Source organism: Candidatus Omnitrophota bacterium (assembly GCA_028707125.1).
Classification (GTDB): domain Bacteria; phylum Omnitrophota; class Gorgyraeia; order Gygaellales; family JAQTUX01; genus JAQTUX01.
The window spans coordinates 449,037-472,213 of the sequence record JAQTUX010000002.1; the positions used below are offsets into that span (position 1 = coordinate 449,037).

At 53.4% G+C, this 23,177-nt stretch carries 1 protein-coding gene (only partly in view); it reads right to left on the reverse strand.

Annotated features, from left to right (window positions below):
* The coding region annotated (rfbB, locus tag PHR44_08080; protein ID MDD4910614.1) for a dTDP-glucose 4,6-dehydratase crosses the window boundary (this coding region is incomplete at its 3' end): on the reverse strand, nucleotides 1–23,173 show 23,173 of its 60,515 nt. Its footprint begins 37,342 nt before the window's first position.
* Nucleotides 23,174–23,177 lie beyond the last annotated feature (4 nt).

Here is a 23,177-nt window from a genome sequence, read left to right on the forward strand (position 1 = left end):
GTTCAGCGATAACAGCGGTGGCCCTTGATATGGCCCTGCCGTCCAGGAACTGGAAGCCGTCCTCTGTCACCATTATCTGCATGCCCACGCGGAAACCCTCTGCTCCGGGTATTGAGAGGAACGGCTGGAGAGATACTATGTCTCCGTTGCGGACGATGCCGGATAATTCAACCCTGTCGTCATAATGACCCATTGGGAAGCTGTGCCTTTCCTCGCTGCCGAATACCTCATGTATCTTCTGCCAGAATCCGTAGCGGCTGCCCAGGCCGCGCCTGGAGGCGTTAAGTATCCTTCTCTCCTCCGCCTCCAACCCTTCTAATGCCGCCTCTTTTTCTTCGTCGCTGAGGCCCAACAGAGGTATTGATTTCTTCTTAAGCCTGATCTGCACCAACGCCTCGCCGCCTGCCATACCGGCAGCAGCCAGGCCCGAAAGGTCTTCCCAGGTAGGCGTAAAGGGATTCCTGAGATTATCGAGCACTGCCCAGAGCGCGTCATACTGCCTCAAATGCGCGTCTTTCTGAGTATGCGTGAGCCCGCTCAAACTCTCCTCAAAGCTGTCTCTGTTACCATTACTGTAATCTATCTCTTTAAGCTGTAGTTTAGCGCCTTCGCCCTTGACCACCGCGAAGACATAGGACTGGTCAACGCGCTCGCCGCCCACATCAACAACCGCGTCTAATCTAAAGGTATCGCCCGCCCTCAAATACCTGTCCGGGCCCTGGTAACCCATGATCGAGGTATTCCTTCCGGAAGATGCCGATGTATCCCGCTGCACGACTATCGCGGGGGCATCCTCGGCAGCGCTGCTGGAAGAAATCCCGTAGACCTCGTTTACAAAGGCGCCTCTTAATTGCGCCCCGGTCATATTATTGTCTTCTGCGAACACGGCAACGACGCTATCCTTTGCCGCGTTGGATACCTCGTATGCCCGGCCTTGCAGGTCAAGCTGCTCCTGTGTCTTGAACTTAAGGCGGGATAATTCATAGTTGTGGGTAATGCCTATTGCCTGGTCGGCGGAAAGGCCGGCAACCGTCTCAAACACATTGGTGCCGGGGTCCTGCTTTGCCCTGTGCATCAAGCGCATAAAGTAAAGCGAGATCCTGTCATCTATGCCTGTCATAAGTTCGGACGCCATATTAATATAATCGGCCGCGGAAATGGCGCTTAACGCCTCGGTTATGACTTCGTTAGGATTATGCTCTTTCAGGTCAAGTGAATCAAGGTCCCAATCTTCAGCAGGATTGCCCATTCTTTGTTCTAACGCGCTAAGGAAAGGACGCGTGTAAGGATTGTTCCTCAAGGCATCCACGCGCGCCTTGTGCAGCTTCCTGGCGTAATCTACATCGGTATCACCCGGCATTCTGGTGACAGCGGCCTGTCCCAGCACGTTTTTAACTATGGAGTGGTCAAGTTCGTGAATAACATCGTGGATGCCTGTGGGATTCAACGAGATAGAGACGCTGCCGCCATCGTATCGCCTGGAGAACAGGTCTTGTCCGGCGTCTATCTTTATCGGCCTGGCCTCGTTCGGCTGGTTCTGCGCGGTTACCATACGGCCCTCATCCCAGAGCGTGCCGTATTCCACAAGCTCATAGGACTGCGTATCCATAAGCTGCCCGGCAGCCGTTGCGCCGCCGCCTAAATGCTGCGTAAGATAAGTCAGGGCAATGTTTCGGCCGTCTTTATTTACGTTCAGATTCAAAACCGGGATAAGCGCGTTATATACGCTCTTTGTGTCGTATTCCGCGCTGTTCTCCACGTTTCTTTTTACCTCAGCCAGCTTAACTTCGGCGTCATCCGCGCTCATACCTGTGCCTATAAATTGCTGTTTATATGCATCGTGATTGCTTGCCAGGAAATCTAATGCCATCCTGCGGCTGATATATCCCTTATTCCTGCCCAGCAGTTCAAACTCCGCCTTCTGGCTGTAATGATGCAGGGCGATCTCATCCAGGCCAACCATCTTCTTCAGCCCCCTGATATTCGTGAGCTGCTTTTCCCTCTTCTTAAGCTCCTTTAGTTTGTCCTTCCTGGTCTGGGCGTCCATCGCCGAGTTCTTAGCGATCTTGTCCCTTTCCTTAGCGAGCTGCTTCAATTCCACGCTGAACTCAGCGTCCTTAAACTCGCCATCTTCTTTCTGCAACTGTTCCCTTAATATGCCTCTGAGCTCTCCTGCCTTGCCCAGGCCCAGCCGCGATAAGCTGTACCAGTTCAACTGCAAGAGGCCTTTTCTAAAGAGACCCATATCCTGCCTGTTCACGCCGGCCAGCTCTTCTTCAAGCGCGCGCACGCCCATAACGCGCCTTGCCTCTGTTTCAAACCACTGCATCCTCTGCAAATGGCGGCTCTGGCCGCTGGTGAGGTATTGCGCGTAAGAATGCAGCATCTTTGCCTCTGCGTTCTCAAGCTGAGGACGCAAGGCGCGCGCTAGGGCCGACCTCCAGGTCACTTCATCCTGATAAAGCGAGCCGCCCGGAAGGGTATAGGCCGCTAAATTCCCCACCTCCTGCATAACGCTTCTGCTGAATGTCTCATCCCCTGCCAGGCACTCTTCAACAATCGCCTGCGTATTTACCTTAAAAGGCAGGATGTGCTCATCCGCAACGTCTGAATTATACGCGCTGAAACCGTCATTGCTGATAATGATGACTTTTCTGCCGGTCATCGCCCCTGCTATCATCCTTGCCGCTCCGTCTTCGCCTTTAAGTTTCGCGGCGACAAACAGATTGGCTGCCTCCGCCCTTATGGGGTTGGTTTCCGTAGAGGCGCGCGCCTGTATCTCGGCGAGTTTCGCGTGCCTGTCTTCAGGCGCCGCTGCCTGATACTCTGCCTCCAGCGGCACCATTTCCGCCTGCGCGCCAAAGAACTCCCGCCATTTATTCTCGCTGCCTACTTCAAAAGTGCGGATATAGCCGTTCTCATCCACAATGATCTCGGTGCCCGCGGGCAGCCCCTCATCGGCGATTGCCTGGAGGGCGTAACGGTCGTTCTTCCAACTATCCCAATTACCGCCGGTCAGGCAATCCTCTGCTGCCGTCTTCTGAGAATCCATAGAGCCGCTGAAGCTCACGCCTATTACCCTGCTGTTCTGCCGCGACAAGCTCCTCTTCAGCGCCCAGGCGCTCTTGTAAGTATTGCCGATGCCCCCTTCAGGGGTAAGGATCTCCTCTAATAACTGGACGTACTGCGCGGGCAAAGGCAGGAAATTAAGCAGCACGATATCTATTGCCGGCTCATGCAAGCTCTCCTGCAGGGTGCCGTTGACAACCAGGGTGCCTAACCTCGCTCCCAAAAGCCGCGTCCTCTCCATAAAGCTCAAGGATGACTTGTTTGACTGCTCAAAGACCTTCTTAAACGGCGTTTCAAACACCTCCAGGCCCTCTGCCAGCGCCTGGTATTTCGCCCCCATATTGGCGAACTTGATATTGGGGAAGGAATGGCGCGCCAGAGGGAACAGCAGATTCAGGGCGACGGCGAATGATACGTTGGACTTTTCCAGGTTCTCCCACTGATCTTTTAGAGAAGCATTCTCCAATAATTCAGCAAAAGAACCGATCTTTGCCTTGCCGTCCTTCTCGCCGTATAATCCCACTGAATACGACCTGGTGAACATCTCCGCGGCGAATTTGACTATGTCTGTAAGCTTGTTAAATGAAGGATACCTGTCCAGTATGTCGCTGTAGACCTCTTTGGTGGCCTTGATGCCAAGCAGAGCAGCGTCTCTTTGCGTGATCCAGAACTGGCCTAATGTCTGAGACAGCAGGCCCTTGGCAAAATTGGTATATTGGGAGGGTATCATAATTTCCTGTGCCACGGCGCCGGTGGCTGTGATGGCGATATACAACGGCGCGATCACGCTGAGGATATTCCAGGCGCTTCTGGCGGTCACGTCATAGAACAGGCCCTTTGTGGCTGCCAGCCCTGTTCCGCCTATGCGCTGGGACAAAGAAGGTTTATTAATATCATATCTGCCGAAGGGATGGGCCAGCAGGCTCATCGCCCCCAACGCGGCAATAATCCCGCCGGTTACGCGCAGCGCCTCTGCCGGAGCCCTGCCCTTTAAGCTCAGGGCGTCAACTACCTTAAGGGCGGTTGTGTTTTCAATACCCAGGCCTTTCAGGTCGGCGCTGTCAAAGCTGCCCATAGCATACAACAGGCCGCCCGCTCCTATTAATCCCAGATCGCTGAACACCGGATGCTCAACGCCCCTTCTATACCAGCTGCTAAGGCTCTGCCGCGTGCCCTCCCACATACCTGACACGCCTTCTCTGATCGCGCCTGACTGTACCCGCTCGCCTCTGGCATTTGTATAGAACGCCTTTTCCGGACGGCCCTTCCTGTACGTCTCCCAGGCGCGGGCGCCGAATCTTGTAACGCTCTTAACCAGCGCGCCTTCAATAAGGGCAGTGGTCAAATCAGCCGGCATACCTTTATATTCGCTGAACAGATGTGGCGTTGAGGCGTCTTTCCAGTTAAATCTTTCGGGATGGCGGCTGATCCAATTCTCGGTAAGCGACACCGCGGGGTCAAACACCGCTTTTTTGGCTCCGTAGACCAGGGCCGCGACTGATACGGTATCTATGGCAAAAGAAGCGATCCTGGGAGTATGCCTGGCTAACATTCCGGCTATGGCGCCTGCTGCGGCATAAGCAGCCAGATCCAGCGGCTCTGTAATATCATTATTATAAAAACCGTAACCCAGCCCGGCAGCCGCGCCCAACAAACCATAGGTAAGAGGATAACTTATACCCTTGGATGTATCCCAGGCCCTTTCTGTCCTGATAAAGCTCTCGCCGAAGACCCTGCTCAAACCTGACTTGGGATTGGAAACGACGGGGCTGAAGCGGATATTCCTGGCTAAAAGCATTCCGCCCAGGCCGCCGATCATCAGGCCGGCGTTGGCAACATAATTGGCGAAGACCGAATCTCCCTGTTCGCCGCTATGATACAACGCTAAACCGGTTGCCATCATCGCCGCCGGCGTAAGCACTGTGCGCTCTGCCGCGGCCTGGACAATATTGCTCTGCGCTATGGCGCGCGCAAGATTGGAATTGGCCGCCTTAAAGTATCCTGCCCCGGCAAAATTCCAGATCGCGGCAGCGCCGATGCTGGCAGAGGCCACCTTATCCAGGCCGTAGGCAACGTAGGCCGACTGGTTTTTGATCGCGCCCCACTTCTGGCTCCAGTCCTCTCCCTGCATAGGCCAGGCAGGGATGCCGATGCTCAAGGCCGTATTCAGGCGCGTAAGGTTGGCCGCCTGATTGTAGACGCCGGCGGCAATGTAACCCCACTGCTGCGCGGCGGATAACTCACTGAATAACATGTTGCTGCCGTCTGCCATCCTCATCAGCCAATCGGTCTTCGTCTTACCGCTGAACAGCGGTCTACTGTAAGTCATTCCCAGAGGAGTATATTCAATGAAGACATTTCTCTCAGCCAGCAATCTTTCCGGCGCGTTAGTTGCTTTGGTTATCTGCCTGCCGGCATACCTGAAGCCAAGAACGCCCAAGGTGAAGCTGCCTGCCAGACGACCCATGTTCGCGGGATTGGCCTTTATCTCTTCGCCTATGCCGGCGGCGATCTGAGGCATTATCGTAGAAAGGGTTAATGCCTGCTTCAGGGTCTCTAAAGGATTGGAAAACGCGTAAATGGTGTAGCTGTGGCTTGCCGCCTGTAATGCAAGATCAAGCGCTCCCGCGACATAGCCGGGGATGAAGGCGTAATACCCGAATTTTTCATTCATCGCCTGGTCAAACGCCTTGCGCTCTTTCAGTTTAACCGCGTCTACCCTGCCCTCAAGATTCTCGCCAAAACCCATCCTGCCTGCCGAGGCGATCAACGTCCTGCCCGGGTCCAGCATAATGCCGCTTATCTGCGCTCCCCAGCCCAGGGAATTCACCAGAGGACGATACATCTCATCCTTGGCGATCACGGTTGAGCCGGCAAGAAAACCAAGTGTGTTTTTAGTCAAGCCGGTCATTTCATCAAAACCCCTGCCTAATGCCTTTGGATAATAAACGGCAAGGTCTTTTGCCTTTACGGCAAGACCGCGGCCGTAATCTAATCCCTTATATACCCGCAGTAACAGGTTGTGGACTATCTGCGGATTATTTTTTATGGCGGGGATAAGAAAATTCAGCGCCTTGCCGCCTGCCCATGACACTCCTGCCAGCGGAAGAGTGACCTGCAGGCCCTTAAGATGCAGGGCTAATTGGCCTGATAAACTGTTCGGCAGCTTCCAGGCATCTTCTTTGCCGCGGTTCTCTATGCCGTTAAGAATGTATCCCGCGGCCGCATTAAATGTAACTATCTCCGCGATCTTGAATAGCGCCTTGGCCTCTGCGCTATACTTGCTTACAAGGTCCATTGCCAGCCGAGGAGTGTTGAGCGCGATGACGGTCGCGGCGCCGTAGCCAAGCGACCTTCCGGCTTCAGACCAGCTGTCTAAACTCCAATCCTTTTCATAGAGGCCTTTCTCCGCGTAGCCGATAACAGGGGCTGCCAAGGCGTTAAGCGTTATCTGCGGATGCTTCGTGACAAAACCTGTAAGCTTCGCGGGTATGCCGCGGCCATACCACAGGCCGTTGGCTATGCCGACGGTGGCTGCGCCGTAGGCCCCTATCTTTCCTATGTCAGATAAACTGTCTATACTCCAGTCATTTCCGAATACGCCATTTTCAATATAGCCAACGACAGGAACGGCTAAGGTGTTAAGCGTTGCCTGCGGGTGCTTGGTGACAAAACCGGCGACATTCGCGTAGAGCTTCGGCGCCAATTTCATTATGGCCGTTCTCCAGCGATACCCTCCCAAAGCCGGCAGAGTGACCATAAGCCCTTTAAGCGACAGATCTATAAGATCAGAACTGCTGTTCGGCAGCTGCCAGGCATCATCCTGGCCGCGATTCCATATTCCGTTTACTCCGTATCCGCTGGCGAGGGTGCCCGCGGCCGCGCCTGTGGTCCAGAGCAGGCCTTTACCGGTTTTGACTAAAACAGGGTATTGGCTTAAGAACCCGAACATCTTACCTGGAATATTGCGTCCGGCATACAGCAGGTTGGCTGCCACTACAGTCGCGCCGCCATAAGCGAAGGTCTTGCCGGCGTCAGACCAGCTGTCCATGCTCCAGTCCTTATCATACAGGCCCTTTTCCGCGTAACCGACAACAGGGACTGCCAAAAGATTAAGCGACAACTTCGGATGAGCCGCGGCGCTGCCGCTCACCACGCCTATCTTTGAAATACCCTTGATTATAATGCCGTTCTTATCAAGTATCTGCCGGATTTCGGGAGTATTGATACCTTTTGTAATATTGTGCTGGGCCTTGACTGCCGTGGCCGTCCTTAAAGCGCTGTCTCCGGTCTTGAAACCGGCTTTATAAGCGGCCTTTAACAACGGCTTTGTAATGGCGTTGGCTGCTTCCTGCACGTTCTCTCCGCGCATGCCGCCGGCAAAACCAGAAGCAAATTTCATTATGGGCTTTCTTAACAGATACGTCGCCAAAACCGTCAAGGTAATCGGCAGCCCCTTAACAGACAGGTCTGCTATATCCGAGATGCTATCCGGCAGGGCCCAGGCGCCATCCTGCCCGTGATTCCATATACCATTCACTGTATAGCCGGCAACAAGATTACCTGTTGCTACCGCGCTGCTCCAGAGCAGCCCCTTGGCAAGCTTGCCGGAAACATTATATTTTCTGGCGAAGTCCCCTATCATCCCGGGTATGCCGCGGCCATACCACAGGCCGTTGGCTATGCCGACGGTGGCTACGCCGTAGGCCCCTATCTTGGCTATGTCAGACAAGCTGTCTATGCTCCAGTCGTTTCCGAATACGCCCTTTTCCGCGTAGCCGATAACCGGAACGGCCGCGATGTTAAGCAACGGCCGCGAATGGAGGCCGGCCCAGTTCATTACGCCGGCAGACATCCTTCCTACGGCGCTCGCATTCACCCACTTAATGCCTGCCTTTGCCCAGCTGCCAGCATAACTACCCGCGCCTTTCAATATCTTCCATGTGCCGCCAGCCAGGCCCCTGACAGCAGATACGCCTAATCCCTGATATAGATACGTCTCCGCGACAGTGCCCACGCTTTCGCCTATTGTCATCGGCCGGCCCAGGTATTGCGCGCTGTTATAATGCCCGTAGCCAAGGAAGGCGCTCGTCCAGAAAGGAACTCCCGGAGCGCTGGTCGCGCTCTTTATCAGATTACCTGTTGCCGTGCTTGCCCTGTATAAGAAGCCGGCTCTGCCCGTTATCTCCGCTCCCGCAGCCCCCCAACCCAGGAATTTAGCGCCCAAAGAAGTGCCCATCTTGCTGCCGGCGCCCGGGAGCAGGAATGTCGCCGCCAGCAAACTATCCTCTCCGAATGATAAAGGCCTGCCCTGATATTGCATAGATGCCCAGTTAGCCGCCACATCTGTGACGGCAGCGGCTGAAGGGATCATCAATCCCCTCGCGCCGACACCCAGCTTAAGCAACTGGCTGCCGTAATATACTTCAAGAAATGTCTGTCCTGCCTTGCCCCAGTATCCGATACCCCTCACCCAGGGATTTTCAGATTGCAATGCGGAATTCATCGGGCTGTATCCTTTTGTCCAGGCATCTTTCCCGTAGGCGCCGACGTAGTAGGCATTATTGAACCAGTAAGGCGCGGCATCAGAACCATGCAACCTGCCTAACGTCTTATCATAGGCCCATACGATCCCGCCGATGCCATACTCTATGCCGCTCTGCCCATACGTCAGGCCGGAGTTCAAGGCGCTGCCTACCGTGTTTATCGCAGCCACTATTTCCTGAGAACCGCCAAGGGTGTATAACTTCACTGATGTGCCGTCGGATTTGCGCAGTTCCCAGAATCTCCAGTTTTCATCCGGCAGGCCTTTTGTATCAATGCCTTTGCCGTCCGCGGTCCTGATCATCCTTCCTATCTCTGCGTCGCTGTATATGTAAGGCCCGGCGCTTGTCAGCATAAGCAGGTGATTCTCTTCAAGGGCCCCGATTGCCGCGCTGCCCGTATCCGCTACCGGCCTCCAGGCCCTGCCTAAAGCCCCCCTTGGCCTGCCGCCTTCGTCAAAATACAGCACACCCTGCGCCCGGCCGGTGAGGGGATTGACCTGCGCGCTGCCCGGGGCGATCTGCCACAAGACATCCAGACCCTTCTTGTCCAAAGCAATATTGACATGACTGCCCGGTTCAACAAGTGAATGGTCAGCGATCGCTTCCTGCGCTCTCGCGATGTCCTTCTGCGCGTTAAGCGACATATTGGAAAGGATATCGCCTATAGAAAGCTGCAAGCCATAGGCGTCTTCGGGAATATTGCTTGCAAGGTTACGCAGGTCTTTCATATCTTCGGGAATACTGTTGATCAATTCCTTTTGTTTCTGCGAAGCGGCATCCTTCTTGCCCGTATTGATATAAGCCAATAACTCCATAAATCCCTGCTGCACTCCGGGAAGGACCTTATCCAATTTTTCTTTTTTCTGTTCGGCGTATTTCAGGTCACCCTTGAGCTGGGCATTCCCGATCTCTATGGCCCTGGCCTGGTCCTGTGCCGTGTATTCCCCTTTTACCGGGAAGATGCCGTTTCGGGCCTCCCATTCACTTTGCGCGGTGCGGGCAGAGGCGATGGCCTGCGCGGATACCTGCTGGCCGCTGATCAGGTCCCAGCCCCTTCCCAAACTGTCTACGATTATGTTCCCGTAATTGTCTGTAACACGCGCCTCTTCCGCGCCATTCTTCAGTACGATAGCGGGCTTGCCTTCTGTGGCCTTATCATCCACGACCAATAATATGCCGCTGCCGGGCGCGCCCAATTCCCTTGAGACAAAATACTTTTCATTATTGACAAAGGTTACCAGGCCCATCCCGTTCTCGCCGGACTCAAGGGAGGTGCCCGCGGGGACCGCCTGATTGAGCGCGGCAAGGTAAGGATCAAGCGGTATGGAATTGACGAGCGCCTTGCTGAGCGCTGCTATGGCAGTGGGCAGGGCCGTCCCGGACGGAGCCAAGGCCGCCTTTAATTGCGCCGCGAGGGCAACGCCGTCGGCGTCTCCGTATAACTTGAATAACTCCTCTGCCTTATTTATGTTCTGCAGAGCGACGTCATTTTTGCCGTTATTGTAATTGTATAAAGCCAGATTGTAGAAATTATCAGCCAGGCCTATTACATTCCTGCCGGTATCGTAGGCGTTGTCCGCGCGCGTCTGCGCGTCCGCGTACCTGCCTACCTTAAGATAATACTGCGTTAACTGTTCATCAACGATCGCCTGCGGGGCAAATGCCTCGCCTACGATGCTCTTAAGCTTATCCTTATCGCCTGCCGCCAATTCCTTGTATTTGCCCCAAGTTATCTCCTGGGATTTATCCGGCCCGAACTTTAACACGGCATCCTTGGAATATTCCACGAGATAGGTCAGGTCAGATATCTCAAGGGTGTCGGTGTTTACTATGAACGCGTGGTCCCACTTGCCGTCCTTGTCCATATCGCCGTATGCCAGGCGCAAAGGTATGCCCAATTTAACGGCTATCGCCGCGCCCTCGGCGTTAAAGTTAACGCAGGGGCCGAGCATCTCCTGCTTGAGCTTGTCGTTATATTTCATCTCGGTGAAGATGAAGCTTACCAGTTTGCTGTCATTATCCACTTCAGCCCTGAGGTTCTCAACATTAAGTTCTCCTCTGGCCTTCAACTCGTCTATCTTGTCATAGACCGGCTTTGATTCCGCCGCGCCTATCCTCTGTATGGCCGGCTCATTGGCGATCAAAGGAAGCAGGACATCCAGGACCTTGCCTATGACCCTTTCAGGCAGGACAAATTCCGCTTTTAAGGGGCTTTCATCCAGATTGGTAAATCTGGCTGTGAAGGGGCTGCTCAATTCCGATATGGTTCCGTCCAAACTTATGGACCCGACTCCGGATATGGCATTTCCGTCAACGCCGATCCTGTCCTTGACCTCCCATGCATCAACCACTGCTTTTGAAGGAAGGCCTACTCTTGTCATGCCTGTAACCTCTACCTTACCTTCGGCGTTGGTGTAGAGTTTTGACCCATCCTTTATAACATCAAGATAGGCGTCTATTGTGTCCGCGCCCTCGGCATCCTTGCCTTTACCTATATTATATGTAAGCGCCAGCTCCTCTGCCCTGTATCCGCCCACGTTCACCGTGCCGTCCTTTGCCTTGAATACGTGCAGGATGAGCTGGCCCAGATCATCCGTGCTCTTCAGATGATGTATACCGGTGAAATAGGACAATTGCCCGTTCTCGTTAAAATATATGTTTGAGCCGTTGGCAGCCAAGAGGTCTGCGGTAGGAAGCCCTAAAGGACTGACGGCCTTCGCGTATACAGTGTTATCTCCGGCGTTATTCAACAGCTTGAGCCCCTGCGTATCCTGGGATATGGAGCCGTTCAGCAGGCCGCTGAGGTTGACATTCAACCACTGGTCTTTACCCATAAGCATGCCGTTGGCGGTGTCCCTTACCATCTCCACCTCGTGGAAATTGGTCTTGGCCTTATGAAGGGCATCATATTCCGCGTCAAAGGCCTGCCTCAATTCAGCCGGCTTATCGGCAATACCCGCCCTGGCATCCGCCACATCATTGACGAGCTTGGCAAGCTCTGTCTTCTGGTTCTTTACATGTTCAAGGTATGCTTCATCCATTTCCTCCACGGACAGATCCTTGTGCTCTGCTTCAAACTTGCTCCTTGCCTCCCTGTCTGATTCAGCGATGTTCTGGAATATGTCCTGCACAACGGCAAGGGTCAGCCTGTCATTTGCCATCTGCGCGGGCGGCAGGAAAGGAGCCAGGCCCTGCGGCTTCAACCTCAACATACCCACCTCTGAATCAGGCCCGTATCCGGGTATATCCTTGAAATCCAGGGCAAACGGCACATCCACCGTGCCCGCGTCGCTCATATCGCTATAAGTGCTTGAGCCGGAGAGTTTCACGCTGTCCTTCACCACGCCGTTATACAACCGCCCGTCCCTGCCCATGACAAACTCTTTGGCGATCGCGTCTACGCGCTGCGCTACGTTGTGATAGTTACCCTGCTCATCAATGTAGTCCTCAGACACAAGCAGGCCTTCCGTACCCTGCTTTTCCAGCGATAACCGCCCGGAATATAGATCGATCCTTCCGTCTTTGAAATACACGGTCTTGTCTTCAGCCACTACTGCGTTCCCTGCCTGTTTGCCCTGAGGGTCAACAAGCCGTATAAGCGCGGCATCGGCTCCGGTGGTGTTCTTCATAATCAGGCCGGTGGTATCCTGATAAGCGCGCGCGTTGAACTCCGTGGAGAAATCCAGGACGATCCTCTGGCCTGAAGCAACCATGCCGTCAGGCCCGCTCTGGGGATACAGATAATGGATGTTCCTGCGGTCGGCGTCCGAAACAGGAAGCCCCATGCCATAGACCATATGGTATGTGTCGCTATACGCCGCGAAGGCGGCATCCTTGTTGGCATTGAATTCCTCGTCGCTGCCAAACATTATTTTATTCATAAGTTGAGGGTGGCTTTCCCACATCCCGCTGAAGACCGCCTCATCCATGCTCACTGCCCCGGCTGAATTACCGGAATTCAAGCTAAGCAGGTTCATCGCGTTCTGGGCCAGCGCCTTTTTCTTGTCAGGATTCTTCAGTATCTCCTCTTTCTCCTGATCGGAAAGATTCCTGAAATTCTCGATCAACTGATTGCGGGACTCTTCTATTCTCTGTTTACCCTCTTCAAACGCCTTCTGCTGGTCTGACTGCACCAGCTGCTCCGGAGGCGTAAACCTGGAAAGGTCGGAATCAACTAATTCAAGCTTACCCTGGTGTCTTACCGGCTCGCCGTTCTTATTCAACCGCTCAACCGCGGCTACGGCCGCCGTCCTTAAGAATTTCTGTTCGCTGATATTTTTACCGTCATATATCCTGCGCTCCGGTGAGACCAGAGAATTATCAAGGTCAACGTCAAGATAAACCCTTCCGTCAATACCTATATTAAATGTATGCGTGAGTTTCGGCGCGGGAGTGCCGGCGGCAATAAGACCGCCGTCTGGATCATACGAGATATCGTTTATGTTGTAAACTTCTCCAGGTATTGCCGTGATCGAGCTTTCCGCGTCAGGCCTGAATCCGGCATAGCCGCCCTCCGCGTCAAAATACAGCTCTTCGCCTGTCTTGTTGGCGATGTGTTTGCCGTTCTCATCAACGATCTTTATGTAATGGGAATTGCCCAGCGTGAGCTTGCTGGTATTCTGCGATAACTGCGCGCTGAATGGCGTAATCAATGTGGACAACAGCGACTGCCCGCTCACCATGCCGTCTTTCAACGGGCTGAGCTTATGATTATCCTTGAAGCGTTCGGCATAGGCAACAGCCAATTGCTCCAGTATCTTCTGGCCGTCCTGCTTATCAGGCGCTGACCTGACCTCGCCGGGTATGCCGCTGTCCTCGGCTATCTTGTTTAACTCTTCTAATTCCGTCGCCGGGCCTTTGGCAGTGCTTTTAGCGGATGCCTCTACATTATCGTAGAACTTCTTAAGGTCGGAGAAGCTGGTCAGGACCGGCGGGACGTAAGCCATATCGCCCATTTTCTCCAAGAGGATGCTGCCTATCTTTGCTTCACCTATCTGCTGCTCTATCCTCTTGTAGGAATCGAACGTGGTTTGGCCTGTCTCGATCTTGCCGTCTTTCTGTGCAGCCCAGTAAAAGTTATTATCGTATAATTCTACGCCTTCGTCGACAGAAACGTATTGCTGCGCGTCGGGGCCGCTGCCGGAGAACTCAAAGGTAAAGGGCAATCCTTTGACTTTGTATCCGCCGAAGGTAGGCAGCCCATTCGTGGTATAGCTATGGCCGACGATCCTTCCTTTGGGAGAAAACTCCTCAAACCTGCCTGTGCCGGAGAAGAAACTGCCATTTTCATCAAAATACGCCTCCTGCATAGTGCCGTCGGCAAGCGTACCCTCGGACATAGCAATACTACCCACATTATGAATCTTGCTGTTATCCTCAACAGTTATTAAAGTAAGGAAATCATCCAGCGGCCCGCTGATACTGGCGTACCTCATATTGCGCTGGTCTAAGGACATTGAGCCGGAGAACAGGGTGCTTAAACTGTCTATTTTTACGCGCTGGCCTATCGCCTTGTTACCTATGGCAGTAACGAGGTAATCGCCGGCAGCTGCCTTCTCAACGTCGGCACTTGTGGTGGTAGGCGTGGCCTTGCCTGCCTGCTCAAGTTGGTCCTTAAGCCCCTGCTCAACGCCGGGCACAACAGAACCGACAACAGGTAGACGGGTCATCTTATCGTCGATGTTTCTTGAAACAAAGGTTAAGTCTCCTTCTTTGATCCCGTCGCCAGGTTTAACCGAACCGATTGAGGCGGCAACATCGTGCCAACCCTCTGCGTCAAGGTATCTGTCCAACCCTTCTGCCTTCCTGAAGAACGGCCTGCCTTGATCGCCTTTTTCCCACTCAAGCCGGGCGACCTTTGTCTTGCCCTCTATGCCGTCAACCGGGTCTTTTAAGACAACACTCACCTGTTGGCCGTCAAAGGCCTTATAACCCTGTATCTTGTAATCAGTGGCGTTGCCATATTTATCGAAGGTAACGCTGTTGGAGCCGCCAAGGTAGTTAAAGCCGTTATATACCCCGTCCGATCCCTGCTGGATAGCAGGCATAAACGGATGCTGACTGTCAAAACCCTCTAAACTGACCCGCGCGTTGCGAAAAGCCGGAGAAAAATCTATCTGCCCCAGCGAATAGTTGCCGGTTGTATCTGTAAATGCCAGTTTCGGGTCGTATTCAATGCCCAATTCAGGGCTGCCTTTCGTCACCTCATAAATGGTGTCCCTGAACCTCCTTAAGGAATAAAGCCTGTCTGCAAGCTCCGGCAGCTCGCTGCCTCCGGATGAATCTTCCGGCACAACCTGCGGCTGAAGATAGAGCTTGCCGTTATTGGCGTTATCGTTATCTGTATAAGAAAGCTCCTTGGGCCCAAGCGCAACCCTCCCCTCTGCCTTCTGAATATCTTCCAGAGGATTGCCGGCCGCATCGTAGGCGCGCTGATACCTGGTAGCCCTGCCGTCCACTACCTGCTTTCCATACTGCCAGTCCCCTCCTGCTTTTGCAGATGCCACCGTGCCCCAGCCGTGAGAGCCCTCTTCAGGCACTATCGCGCTGATCAGCCGTTCATTGATATTGCTTCCTGTCAGCCCCGTATTTATCGCCGCGGCCTGCTGTTTATATGCTACTGTGGAATACATATCGGGCCTGGTGGAAGGGCTAAGCAGGCCGTTGGATAATACCCTGTTCCCCTTGAGATTCCAATAATCTATGCCGTTTATTCTTATGGCTGTTTCAAAATCCTCTTCAACAAGGCCTATGCCGCCGCTAAAGGTCAGGTTGTTAGAGCTGACCAGCGTTCCCGGCGTCTCGCTGAGCAGGAAATACGCCTTGTTTGCCGGCCCGGCTATAATATCAAGTTTGCGGCTGACAAACCTTATAACGCCCTCATCGGACATAAGGCTTAAGTCCGAATCCGACAGGCGCGTGGATATGGGGAGCATATCCTGCGGCAGGGCTGATGCGCCTATGTCGCCTCCCAGCCCGGACGCGGACGCTGCCTTTGCCTCTATCGTGGCTTCCAGGCAATCGCTTTCCTCAAATTGGACCGCTAATTTATCATTGCTGTGCATAACGTCGCGCTCAACACCGGCGCCATCAACAAGCTTCATTGAATCCGCCTGAAGCAGGTCATTGGATACGAAATACGCGGAAAGCCCGGGGTCCTGCGCTAATTCATCCTGCCCCCGCTTCCTCAGGTCAAATTCTAACGTAGTAACATCCGTCATACGCAGCGTAAAGGGCTCCCTTGCTCTCAGGACATTAAAGGATGTATCCAGCCGCTCAACACCCGCGTCTTTGTGCGTGCTGTAGCCGAAATAAGATATGGGATTTTTGCTATCGTGCGGCATAAACGGCGTGACAGAATAATCCGCGTTAACGAAGCTCACGGCGTTACCCAATAACATATCACGCTTATCTTCTATCGCGTTGCCTGACGCGTCTATCTGCGCGATCGTCTGCGTATTCGCATCTTTCAGGTTGCCGGGCAGAGTGTAACCGGCTAAATTACCTGCCGGTGTAGCGGCAGCAGCGTCAAACGCGGGCGAATGGACCACGGACCCGGGCGCCACCACGAGGCGGATATCCACATCCCTGGTCAATTCGGCTAAATCGCCTGCCTGTCCTGCCCCCGCAAATGTGGTCTTACCCTCAATAAGGTCCAATCCCGGCGCGTCGTCCCTCTGACGGGCGCTGAATTCAGAGGCGCCTATAAGGCCTGTCAGGCCGCCCAGCTTCACGTCGGCCTTGCTGCTGATCGCGGTTTCTCCGTTGACATATGCCACGGCATAGGGCTGGCTGCCTGAGAAGCCGACCTGCATCAGGCCCTCTGCCGGCTTAAGCGACTTCGAACCAACAGAAGTGGTTATGGTTACAGGGACCGGCACCTCCTGTCCGCCCATATACGGCGTCGCGGCCAGGAATGATTCTCTCCCTTTCTCGGGGGCGAACCCAACGGCATAAATGCTGTCTTTAATGCCTAACGACTGCGCCAAGCCTTCTGCGCCGCTCTCAAGCATGCGAAAGCCCTTTGTGATCTCCCGCTCATAGTGGCTTAAATTAGCTTCCTTGACCAACTGCTTCGCCTCTTCAGCGCTGTTGACCGCCTGATTGGCATACACCCGCGCTCCGTCAATCAAGCCCGTATATGTGCTGAGATTGCCGGTCTGGGTAAAATAATACTGAGCCGGCGACGAAGGCATATTGACCTGCCAGGTCATGGCAGATGCGTCAAATCCGGCAGGACGGGTGATCGTGCCTGATACGCCGGAGGCATTGACAAAGTTCAAAGGATGCGCTGTTACATAAGCGTTGAAACTGACGCCCAAGGCCGAAAGTGTGGTGCCGGAAAATTCCACCGCGCCTGTAATGCCCTGTTTGGCTGAATCAACTACATTGATGCCTGCACGCGCGAAATTTTCTATGACCTCGCGCACGCCTTCCTTAAAATCGCCGTATTTCTTCAAGTTAGCGAAAGAAGTCAATCCCGAACCTAAAAGCGCCATGTCCAGGCGGCTGCCGCCTTCATAAGCGCTCTGATACATCGCCTGTATAAGCGCGGCCCCTTGCTGCTCATGCAGAGAGGCAGCGGGCTGAGCAGAGCGATCATCCATCATAACCGCGCCGATTATATTATTCGCGCCGTCTTTGCTGCGCCACAACGCCTTGACTATATCGGCGTCGGTATTTCCTGCCGAGGCCTCTAATGAAGAAATGTCGGAAGGCAAAGCGGGGATATCTGAGAGAGGTATCTCTTTCTTGAACTCCTCGCCGGTGGCTGAGAGCGTCCCAGTGATGATAATACCTTTGTTATCCTCTTTAACATTCCACTCGCTCAACGCGGGAGTAGAGAACTTCCCGGGCAGGATAAAGGATATATCGGCGCCTTTAGCCCCTTTGGCCAGACGGTCAAAATAGGCTCCGACCGCGGCGCCGCCCTTATTGAACGCCTCGGGCAGGTTTGTTCCGAATAATGTCTGGATGCCTGACTTGATGTCAAAATACAGGTTACTTTCACCCTCTGTTACCTTCCATTTCAGGGCATCCCCTTCCTTAAATACCGCGATATTGCCGATCTTGCCTTCCTGCTTATCTCCCAGGACACTCTTTATTATGCCGCGGTCTTCCAGGCCGAGAATGACATCCCTTGAGCCGTCTTCAGGCCCAAGCGTGATCTTTAAGAGCGAGCCGTCGTCGCTGACGCCTAACTTATGCGGGTTGCCTCCGTCAATACTGACCGTGCCCTTTACCGAAGCAGGGTCTATTGTCGCCTTGCCGTTAATATCGTATGCCGCCTCCCAGTAGGCACCCGAAAATTCCATGTTACGCGTCTTTAGCTTTCCGTCGGTATCCTTTACCTGATAATCCAATGATGTTGAAACCGGCGCCTCGGGGGTGGCGATCATAGGATCAATAAAGGTTATCGCGCCCTTGTGGGTCTTCACGTAATCCTGCTTGTTATCTACGCGGGACTGGAATTTATATCCCCAGGCGTTCAATGTAGCCCCTTCCTTGAAGTTAACCCTGGTATTGTCGCGGAAAGTAGTCGAGTAATCGAAACCGGGAGCTGATGTCGAACTCATCAGGGATATCGGATTGAACAGCACATAACCGTCTTTCTGGAAACGATGGCTGTTGCCATCAAAATAAAGTATGTTCTCCGCGCTGCCTAAGTTTTTCTCTCCCTTAAGGTCGGTAAAATACGGCTGGGCATCTGTCTGGACCTTTGGAACGCCGTTAACGGCTAAATTGTCTTCATCGTTAAACTCAATCTGCCTTCTGTCAGCGCCTTCAACGAAGTAACTCTGGGCGATAACCGACTTAAGTTCATTGGCATTGTTTATTGCCTTACCTGCCTCTACCGGCCGCGCCAGCATCAAATTGTCCGTTGTTGTCTTGAACGGCTCTAATTTCTTAAGTTCAATATCCTGCGCGTTGCCGTTATTGTCAAACTGTGTCGTAAAATCGGCCTTGATGTCCGCGCTGGCAAACTCTGCCACCTTGCCGTCATTTATCTTAAAGGACAACGCGTTCATGGCAAATCTGTCCTCTAAGAGGTTCTTTCCTGAACCGCCCACAAGCCTCTTGGTAAAGGTGGTATCTCCGTTCCATTTGTTTATGCGCTCAATGTCAAGGGAAGCTACGGCGTTGCCGGCAACGGCTATCTCGCCTGTGGCATGGTAAAGCGCCTTGAAATTATCTTCGGGCTGGATCCTGAGGGAACCGAAAGGTATGCCTTCTTTAGGGGCGTTCCTAAAACTAAGATCTATGTTGTTCCTGTGAAGCGTGCCGCTCCAGTCAACGTTCCAGCCGTAGCGCGGGTCATGAGGCACCTGGACCAGTATGCTCGCTCCGGCAGCCGGGGTGAATTCCGTATTGTCGGCCTTGTAATCTTCAACAGCGGCGTTGCGCACAACCTTACTTAATTCCGCGGGAATTTCAGTAGTGGCTGTCTGGTTCTTGTTGACCGCCCTCTCCTTTCTTTGCGCCCACTTGTTATCAATCTTTGCCAGATAGCCGGCGGCCTCATACTGTTTATCCGGCAAGGCCGATATGGAGACCAATTCGGGAGGCAGCTTGGCGATTATACCGTCTTTTATAAAGGATTGGGGAATATCAACGGCAGGCACAGGCACCTCTCCTGTCATATCCAGGGTTAATTCCAAATAAGGCGGCTCGCTGGAATCCTTAAGGCGCATGTCCAGCATTTTAAGTTCGCCGTTTAATTCAAAGGGGCGCGTGCCTGTGGCCAGGTCATGCTTCTCTTTAAGATATATATCCTTGAAAATATTCTTTCCCTGTTTAACCTCACCCTGGCGGAAATAGCTGCTTTCAAAACCGCCGTACACTATGCGGTCTGCCGCCTTATTGTAGGCGATGGTAAAATTCTGCCCCGGCAGCTCTCTATGTATATTCTGACCGACCAGTAAGTTGTTCTTACCGGTTATGTTATCAACGATGCCGATGATACCCTGGGTGAGCACTCTTTCGCCCTCGGGATTGATCACGTATCCTCCCAGATCCCTGCCATTCTCATAACTATGCTGATGCACGATCTGCTTGCCAAGTATCATCTCATGTCTGAGCCCCTCTGATACATTGATGCCGCCGAAGGGAGTGGTCGGCCCGATCACGGCGTTAACGCGCATCCTGTTGTCTCTTCCGTTGCCTTCAAATATAGCAAAGTCGCCCTTGCTGTTGGGGATCATATTGATCTTATCGGACTTAGCTATCGTTTCATAGTCGGCAGGCACGTTGGGCTTATTAGCGGCGCCATAGCTTGCAATGTGGCGCTGAAGATCCCTCACCGCTGCCTGGTGCTCAAAGGGGTCGGAATATGCCGGGTCAAGTTTTACGATGTCTCCTTTCCAATTACTGTCAAGCGCCGCGGCTTGCAGGGTATTCTTATCAGCCGTGTCCGCGGCAACGAAGTTCTGAGGAAGAATGTTCAGATCGCTTACGTGCGCGCCGATGCCGTTACTGAGGACAAAATCGCTGGCGGCCTGGCCTCTCTCATTCCATGTTTCAACCCCTAATATCTCACCTGTCTTGATCAACCCGGGTATGGCATTCTTCTTTCCATCTAATGCCTTCCAGCTATACTGGGCGCGGCCCGCGGGCAGGATGTCTTTGCTTTCTCCGGGAATTATAGTATCAAACATCTTGCTGAAGAAAGACCGCTTGATATCGCTGTCCCGGTTGGGATCTCCATCCAGGAGTTTCCCGTTCTTGTCAAATAATACGCCGCCGTTGCCGCCGAATGAAAACACCCAGCTGCTGTCCGGCCTGACCAGTTTTTGATCTATCTTGGAAGATATGTTTTCGGGGATTATTATTGATTTATCCTCATACTGGAAGCCGCGGTGCTCGGTTATGCCGCCCTTGTGCATTTTTATCGCGCCGGCTATGACCTCTTTGAACGAGCCGTCCGGGTTGAAAAGCACGGAACCGCTGCTTGGGCCCCAGATACTGTTACCCACAACGCGCCTTACGTTCCCCGCGTCAGACCAGGCCCATTTCTGCTGATCTATGTCCCAGGCCTTCTGCCGGGACATATCCAAAAGGAAAGAACCGCCTTTATCCGTATCAAAACGGTGGTATATTATCTTTTCAGGCAAGATGCCTGTCTGGGACAGGCCCGCGTGCAATGTCTGTGTAAGTATGCCGGAAGCCGATGAACTCAAGGTCGTGCCGGTATATTTTGCCCAGCCGCTGAAGGCGTTTGGCATCAACTGCTGGTCCCTCCAGTTCAGGCCCATTCCTTTGTAAAGATCGGCGTAAGAGGTAATACTGCTTATGCCTGTGAGGTCCCAAAGTTTAGCGCCGAATACAGCGCCTTCAAAAGTAGTATTAAATGGCAGAGAGCCGCCAAAGGAAAACAAGTCATTTCTGAAGGTGCCTATGTTATCAATAAAGGCGTCGCTGAAATTCTGTGTCCACCTGCCCGTGCCTGTCTTCTTATCTGCCGGAGCAATGGCATCAAAGACCTCATCAGGTATATACATACCGGCAGCCCGCCTTGCTAATTCTCTATCAACACCGCCGGTTATATCCGAGTATCCCGCGGAAGAAGCGATGTAAGCGGCATTAATACCCGAAGCCAGCGTCCAGTTAAACAGGCCCACAGCCGTGGGGTACTTCTTCATTGTCTCTTCGCCGAATACCATCTCACCCAACATGGTTAAACCCACGGACATACCGGCGTTTATAACACCGTTGATAATTGAATTGGTCAGGGAGTATGACCCATCCTGGGTCTTAACCCACTGCAAGCCGCCTGCTGCCGGCAGGCGATAGGCGTAATTTCCGGCAATGCTGCCTACTGAAGAACCAAGGACGCTCTGATAAATTTCAGGGACCCCTAATTCTGCCGCGCCCCACTGCGCCAGGCCCGAGACCGCCTGCGTGACCATATAGTTCTTGAATGTATTGCTGGAAAATACATGCGTAAAGCCGCTCATAAAGCCGGGGTCGGAAGCGCCAACGCTGAAAGAATAAGTATTATTGCCGATGCGGTTGTTGTTATAAACGGTCCCGAATTGTTCGGCGCTCTTCATATCCTGGTAAGTGCCGATATCAGTATAGTTGGCCATGCCGCCCAAGGAATTGATCAGGCCGTTGGTTATCGCGGTGCCGCCTGCTATGCCGCCCAGGCCGCCGAGCGCCTGCGCTGCCAAAGGAGGAAGGCCCGCGTCAACTAAGGCATCGCCTAAGTATGTCTGTATCGTACCCTGGAGGCCGCCCTGGACCAGGCCCAGGCCTACGCCGGTAAGGATCTCGTGGCTCATCGCCGCCCTGCCCAGCCAACCCATGCTGTTGTTGAGCATCTCAGCGCCGAAGGCGCCGCCTGTCTGATAATCAAACGCCCTGAAAGCCGAGTCACTTCTTATCTGATTCTGTATCCTCGCCTCTGCCCCATCCACCCCGACCATATTCTGGATACTGCCCGGGTCAAAGGCCGCCTGTAATCCGTAGGCAGCGCCCATACTCGTTGCCATACCGAATATCTGCGCGGTGGCAGGGCTCATATCCAGGTAGTAGACGCCGATGCCGGTCATTGCCTTGCCAAACTCGGCAACGCCCAACGCCATACCCAGCCCCTCTATTCCTCCGCCGATGCCAAGCTTGCCTAACATTGAACCCTCGGGGACCGGCAGGAAGCAAAGTCCTACTGTCAGGCCAAATGACAAGGCCGCGTCCCAGAAGTCGGTCTCAAGATAAGGCAGGTCCTCCTGTTCCAGTTCCAACCCGCCCAAAACGCCCTTGGCCTCTGTATCGCTTATCACGCCTATTCCATCTTTGCCCAGATAATAACCGCTGAAGCGCTCCAGAAATTTCTCCTTCGGCAGGAACTCCTCCTTACCTCTATCTATGAAATAAATATTATTATTATTCATATAGGTAACGAGGACGAAGTGCTGCGGCTCAAGGTGGGCGATAAAGGGCTTGCTGACCGCCTCTAATTCCCGGCCTTCTGCCATCTTAAGCGGCAGCATATCAAGGCCGAGTTCCCGGGCGACTTTATACAAGGCGAACAGTGAATTTCTCACCCTGCCCTGATGATCAGCGGCGGGACCGCTCAATATATCAACAAGGCCAAGCAGTATGGCGATCTCCTCCCTGCTTTGGCGCCCCGGATTATCTTTGATCAATTCATAAAGCACGTCCGCGGCGCAGGTTATGGGCTTGCTATCAGAAGCCCTCAGCCACTGCGATATATTCCTCACATCGGCCGCGGTCAAAAGCAGCGGCTTGTCTTTGCGGCGCGGATTGTGGACATCAAGGATAAGGTTCGGCGCGAGTTGTATGTTATATAAGGGCTTATAAAGGAATGGGCCGAGCGAATGGATTATATTTTCGCGGACTATGTATTCCGGATTGATCTCGGCGGACGGCTGCCCCTGAATGGATGAGACCGGCGAAGGCAAAGCAACTCCCCTAAGGTGGCTCCAGAGCACGGCAGGGTTATATTCAACAGCCCAGGAAACCTGCTCAGGCAGAAAAACAGCCACCACCAGAAGCGCGACTGCCTTTATCCAGATTTTCTTTCGCCAGTCAATAAACATAGCT